Origin of the sequence: Sulfuricurvum sp., from assembly GCF_023250475.1 — a bacterium.
GTDB lineage: Bacteria > Campylobacterota > Campylobacteria > Campylobacterales > Sulfurimonadaceae > Sulfuricurvum.
This window is the reverse complement of record NZ_JAHFAQ010000143.1, coordinates 1-5,280: the sequence shown is the minus strand read 5'-3', so window position 1 is coordinate 5,280 and position 5,280 is coordinate 1. Positions and strand designations below refer to the sequence as shown.

General features: G+C 47.2%; 7 protein-coding genes. 2 read left to right on the top strand and 5 right to left on the bottom strand.

The genetic code is table 11. From position 1 onward, the window contains the following. The 5 genes from Q0C19_RS10860 to Q0C19_RS10840 form a co-directional block, all read right to left on the bottom strand. Positions 1 to 900 (bottom strand): hypothetical protein (locus Q0C19_RS10860; protein WP_295055901.1); only part of this gene is annotated, 900 nt, incomplete at its 3' end. Then, positions 881 to 2,407: a VWA domain-containing protein gene (locus Q0C19_RS10855; protein ID WP_295055899.1), complete on the bottom strand. Its 1,527-nt coding sequence runs from the start codon at positions 2,405 to 2,407 to the stop codon at positions 881 to 883. The genes Q0C19_RS10860 and Q0C19_RS10855, both read right to left, overlap by 20 nt. Continuing rightward, a complete protein-coding gene (locus Q0C19_RS10850) occupies positions 2,404 to 3,312 on the bottom strand; it encodes a VWA domain-containing protein (RefSeq protein WP_295055897.1) in 909 nt (302 codons plus the stop codon). The genes Q0C19_RS10855 and Q0C19_RS10850 overlap by 4 nt, the downstream gene beginning before the upstream one ends. Before the next feature lie 30 nt (positions 3,313 to 3,342). Next, the gene (locus Q0C19_RS10845; RefSeq protein ID WP_295055895.1) at positions 3,343 to 3,693 is read right to left on the bottom strand and encodes a DUF3147 family protein; all 351 of its coding nucleotides are present in this window, start codon (positions 3,691 to 3,693) and stop codon (positions 3,343 to 3,345) included. An 11-nt stretch (positions 3,694 to 3,704) separates the two neighbouring features. Next, positions 3,705 to 4,082 (bottom strand): metalloregulator ArsR/SmtB family transcription factor, encoded by a 378-nt coding sequence (locus Q0C19_RS10840; RefSeq protein ID WP_295055893.1) that lies wholly within the window; start codon positions 4,080 to 4,082, stop codon positions 3,705 to 3,707. Positions 4,083 to 4,175: 93 nt separating this feature from the next. Here Q0C19_RS10840 and Q0C19_RS10835 point away from each other — a divergent pair, with 93 nt between their 5' ends. Together Q0C19_RS10835 and Q0C19_RS10830 are read left to right on the top strand one after the other, a co-directional pair. Further along, positions 4,176 to 4,568, top strand: coding sequence for a thioredoxin fold domain-containing protein (locus Q0C19_RS10835; protein WP_295055891.1), 393 nt, complete (start codon positions 4,176 to 4,178; stop codon positions 4,566 to 4,568). 3 nt (positions 4,569 to 4,571) lie between these two features. Further along, a partial coding sequence (locus Q0C19_RS10830) for an OprD family outer membrane porin (RefSeq protein ID WP_295055890.1) occupies positions 4,572 to 5,280 on the top strand: 709 nt, incomplete at its 3' end.

Genomic DNA, 5,280 nt, shown 5'->3' with positions numbered 1-5,280 from the left:
CTCGCCCAGTACGACACCCAAGAGAACCAAAACAGCATAAAAAGCGTAGCGCTTAAGCGTTGTCGCATCGCTCAAATCGGGAGGATCGAGGAGCGATGCAGAGTCATACCCATCATTTACATCGACCGTAACAGAGTCACTTTTCAGTACATTGGATTGATTATGCACCGTATCAGATAGACTGAGCGTAAACGGGGGAATCACATACGACTTCTCTGCTATAAGGGCAAACTCTTGACGAATCTCCCCCTCTTGCCCATCACGTGAAGGGGTCAAACGTTTTTGCGGCGGTTCCGAAAACACCCTTACTCCGCTGATATTGAGTTCATACGGGACAAATTGTTCAAGATTCCCGGACCCTTTGATGATGAGACTCAGATGGAGCGGTTCGTGCGCGCGGATACTCATATGATCGACCTGCGCTTCCATCGTAATGTTTCCGATCAATGCCGCACGGTTTTCCTCCGCTTGGATACGGACGGCGGGCAATGCGACTTCCTCTTCCGAAATATCGTCTTTGCTCAGATTATCACGGCCCAATACAGTATTTTCGATCGCACCCGGCGAGGTATAGCGCACATCTGCCAGCATCTGTAGATTGATGGTTCCTGCGGTTTTCGGAGTCACAAGAAGATCGATCGTATCGATCCGTTTTCCATGAACCACTCTGCTGTTTTCGGAGAGGACAGAGGTGCGATAAAGCGGGGTTTCGACAAGTTTTAACTTGGTCGAGTATTCCGCAGCGCTCCCCTCAAAAGTACACGTGTAGCGTACCACACCGCTTTGACCGACTCGAAGTGATCCGGGAGATTCCAAGATGCTCCAATGATAGTTCATCCCCCACAAAGCATTATGGAGTATCGCGGTCCAAACGATTATCCTACCAAGGCTTCGTCTCATGCACACTCCTTTGATTAATCAGTTCATATTGGCGCGAGCTGAGCTTCGCTTTCCCTTGCGACATCGAAAAACGGGGATCACTTTCGGCCTTTTTCCCCTCATCTCCTCCGCCGCCGGATGCGGTATCGCTCTTCATGTTGGAACCACCCCCCTCTTTGGAGGATTTTTTCTCCCCCGCAGGTTTATTCTCTTCCGCTGCAAAGGTATCCTTTTTCGCTTTGCGGACATTCAATGTCTGCTGTTCCCTCATCCCCTCAATCGCACGCAGATTTTGATCGGCAGCTTTACTATAGCGGAGCGTCAGCGATTTCAAAAACGCTTCACGAGCCTCGGCAAACTTTTGCAGCCGTATCTGACAATTACCCATATTGTAAAAAACATTGGCTTTAAAGGAGGGGTTATCACTGCGGATGGAACGATAAACACCCAAAGCATCCGCGTATTTTCCGGCTTTATAAAGAGCATTGGCTCGGTTATAACGAGCCCTCTCTCCATCTATAGGGCGATAAAGCTCGGCTGCGCGTTCAAAATCTCCTTGGCGATAATTTCTTTCGGCTAAATAGGCATAAGCGAAATCGACCATTCCCCCCTCCGCCGATACCCCGATCAATGCTAGCATTGGAACAACGGCACGAAAAAGTTTCCTCCCGATTGTAGTAAATGCCACAAGGGAAGCGACCAATGCTATGAAAAGGGGAACATAAAAAAGCTCCTGATAGCGCATTACCGATACTTTCTGCGTAAAATCATCCTGCCGCGCACCGTCGATGAGAGAGAGAACCGCCTCGGCATCAGATCCCTGAATCATTTTCCCCTCATGAACCATCTCCCCGATCGCATCATTGCGTGCACTCACAACGATATGTCCCGCTTCGTCTTTCAAGGATGACCCATCCGGTGTCGGAAGGGTACTCCCCTCATCCGAAGCCAACATAACGACACTGACCGCCATAGTATTATCCATGATAAAATCGGCCTCTTTCGCATACGATGCGGCGTCTCCGCCGTCCGTCAGAAGGATCACGACCGGACGCGCCGCATGGGACATTTTTCGCGCCAGCTCCAACGTGCTCATTACCTCCGTCCCTTTGGTAATAATCTGCGATTCATCGAGCGAACTAAAGAGGTGTTCGAGAAGTTCCGTATCTTTGGTGAGCGGCGAGAGGACGATGGCACTCGTCGTAAACCCGATCACCCCGAAACGATCCTTCTGATCCTTGCGAACAATATCGTGCAACAGTTTTTTGGCAACCTCCAGACGGCTGGGGGATAAATCTGTACCCCGCATTGAATACGACAAATCGACCGCCAAAATAACATCCGATCCGGCCTCTTCGACGCTAATCGGTTTTTGCGGAAATACGGGACGAGCCAGCGACACGATTAACAGAGCTACCGAGAAGATCAGCCACCCCTGTTTATTACATCCCCTGCGGCGCACCATCCAATGATACCCTACAATAACGATCTCTCCTGCAAGCCAGAGGGGGGATAAAAATGTTATCATCCGATCCTCCTGCGCCACATCAGGATGAGTAAAACGACCAATGCCCCCGCACCGAACCACTGATAGTAGTGCTCTTCAAACGTATGCTGTTTGCTTTTGATCGACGAACGCTCCAATGTATCGATCTCCTCGTACACGCTTTGAAGCTCTTTTTGATTCGACGCGGTAAAAAACTTTCCGTTCCCCTCTTCCGCAAGCTGCTTGAGAAGAGCACTGTCAAACTCCCCTTTGTCCCCTATACCGATCGTATAGAGTTTAATATGCTTTTGTCGTACCATCGCAACGGCCTCTTTGGGAGAGACAGAGCCGCTGTTGTGCTCACCGTCGGTGAGGAGAATAATCACTTTGCTTTTAGCTTTTGAATCACGCAATGCCCGCACACTCATTGCGATCCCCTCGCCGATGGCGGTATTTTGCCCCGCCATCCCGTGGTTAAGATAGCCGATCATATCGGCAATGATCTCTTTTTCATACGTGATAGGGGTTGCGATAAAAGCAAAATCCCCAAACAGAACAACTCCGACATTGTCCTCAATACGCTTCATTACAAACTCTGAAGCGATTTTTTGGACGATCTCGAATCGGGACAGTCTCGGATCTTCTTTCGAAAAACCGGATGCGTTCATCGATCCGCTCCCATCGATGGAGAGAACCATATCGATTCCGTTGCGATTGCGAGGGTCGGAATAATCGACGACGACAGGCGTTGCCAATGCCCCCACCATCAAGCTCACCGCAAGCGCTTTGAGCAACCAATCCAAATTGCCCCATTTCCCCGGAGTACCAAAAAAATAAAGATGGGGAAAATAGCGCGGTTTAAGGGCAATTTTGCATTTATAAAGACAATAAAGTATCGGAGGAAGCAGTAAAAATACCCACAAAAAATCAAACGACCAAATATCCATTTTTCTATTATAACAGCTTTCGCCAACCCCTCACCATAATTCAATCCCAAAGTGGCGAACGATAAACGAAAACACTACGAAACAGACGAGTGTGATACCTACCGAAGCAAGCAGCGCCGGCCAAAAACCGATTTTCTCCAACAATATCGGAAATGCCAAAAACATCGGCAGTGTCGGAACAACGTACCAAAACGTATACCATGCGTGATTAGCGATCTTTTCGGTACTCTGATTTTCAATATAGAGCCAAATCAAAGCTAAAAAGGTCACAATCGGCAATGCGGCAATTAGCCCTCCCAGCTTATCACTCCGTTTCGCCATCTCAGAGACGAGAACCACCACTCCGGCCGTAAGTAAATATTTTACAATTAACCATGTCATCGTTCAGCCTCTTATTTCACTGCGAGATTATCACCGAAAAAAAGCTCTCGGTTGTTATCAAAATTACTCACTAACGTCTGAAAACATCCCGCCATCTCACGGATCGTTTCGATATTGGGTTCAATATAAATTTTATTCCCTTTTTTTTCTACTGTAATAATTTTTGCCTCTTTAAGCTCTTTGATATGCGCCGAAATCGTCGGCAAAGAAAAATTAAAATGTTCTGCAATAGTACTGACACACGTTGCGATGGGATTAACCTCAACACCGGGCTGTTTTTTATCGAGTGAACAGGCATATCCCCCTGTAAAAACATTCTTGAAAATCAAGAATCGGGTCTCATTGCTCAGTGCTTTAAAAATCTTGAGCTTCTGTTCCATATCGAGCATACTTATCCTTGACATATTTGGTTTGATTATTATATCATACATATAACTTAGCTATTTAGCTATTTAGCTAATAACATAACAATAGGTGCCTGTATGAAAAAATTCCTCTTTATAATCTTACTTTTAAGCAGCTCCCTTTTTGCCGAACTCGATTGGGCCGGTTCTTATGAACTAGGATTGGCAAAAGCCAAAAAAGAGCAGAAAGCCGTTATGCTGATGTTCTCCAGTAAAACCTGCAAAATGTGTAACTACATGAAAAAGAGTGTTTACGAAAACGACGATGTTTCCGAATACGTCAAAACTTTTTTCGTCCCTGTCGAAGTCGATATTACCGAACACCCCGACAAGTACGGTTATCCGGTTTTCGGAACTCCTACCTATTATTTCCTCACCGCTGAGGGTAAACCAATCGGACGGATGATGGTGGGCGGTGCATCACCGGAAGGATTTTTGCAAAAGCTTAAAGATGCAAAGCAGGGGCAATAACGGATGATTAAACGTTCTCTCTTACTCTCCCTACTACTGAGTGGTTCAGGCTCAGCACAAAGTCTTGAAAATATTTTCACCGACGGCAAAGTAAACGGTAACCTCCGTGCTTTCTGGTACGACGGAGAACGTGACCTTCGGATCGACCGTACAGCACTCACCGTGGGAGGAATCTTGAGCTATAAGACAGCTCCTTACGAGGGAATTAGTAGCGGAGTTTCACTCTTTTCGAGTAACGGTATTACCGCACTGACGCAGATGCCCGAATCGGGGCAAACCCATAACCTCAATCTCGACGGTAGCTCCATCAACACACTCGGCGAAGCGTATCTTCAATACAGCACGCATGACACCCAAATCAAATACGGACGTCAGAGACTTGATCTACCCCTTGCAAACGATTACTACAACCGAATGCTCCCCAACAGTTTCGAAGCACTTAGTATTGAAAATCGTTCCATCGAACATGTCACTCTAAGAGGTGCTTATATCACGGGGTGGAAATACAAAGGGTCCGACACCTTCGCCTCTCCGACCTACTCGCTCGGGATTGACCACGACATCGCCGTTCTCGGAGCCATCTACTCTCCTGCATCACCATGGAAAATCGAACTCTACGACACCTATGTCCGTGACGTGATGAACGCCCCCTATCTACAAATTATCGACAATACTATTTGGCAATCTTCCGATGGGACAACCTTTTCGGGAG

What these genes read in the sequence shown, in the direction of transcription:
- Q0C19_RS10855 (WP_295055899.1), bottom strand. Translation starts at nt 2,407, where the DNA reads ATGATAACATTTTTATCCCCCCTCTGGCTTGCAGGAGAGATCGTTATT.
- Q0C19_RS10850 (WP_295055897.1), bottom strand. Translation starts at nt 3,312, where the DNA reads ATGGATATTTGGTCGTTTGATTTTTTGTGGGTATTTTTACTGCTTCCT.
- Q0C19_RS10845 (WP_295055895.1), bottom strand. Translation starts at nt 3,693, where the DNA reads ATGACATGGTTAATTGTAAAATATTTACTTACGGCCGGAGTGGTGGTT.
- Q0C19_RS10840 (WP_295055893.1), bottom strand. Translation starts at nt 4,082, where the DNA reads ATGCTCGATATGGAACAGAAGCTCAAGATTTTTAAAGCACTGAGCAAT.
- Q0C19_RS10835 (WP_295055891.1), top strand. Translation starts at nt 4,176, where the DNA reads ATGAAAAAATTCCTCTTTATAATCTTACTTTTAAGCAGCTCCCTTTTT.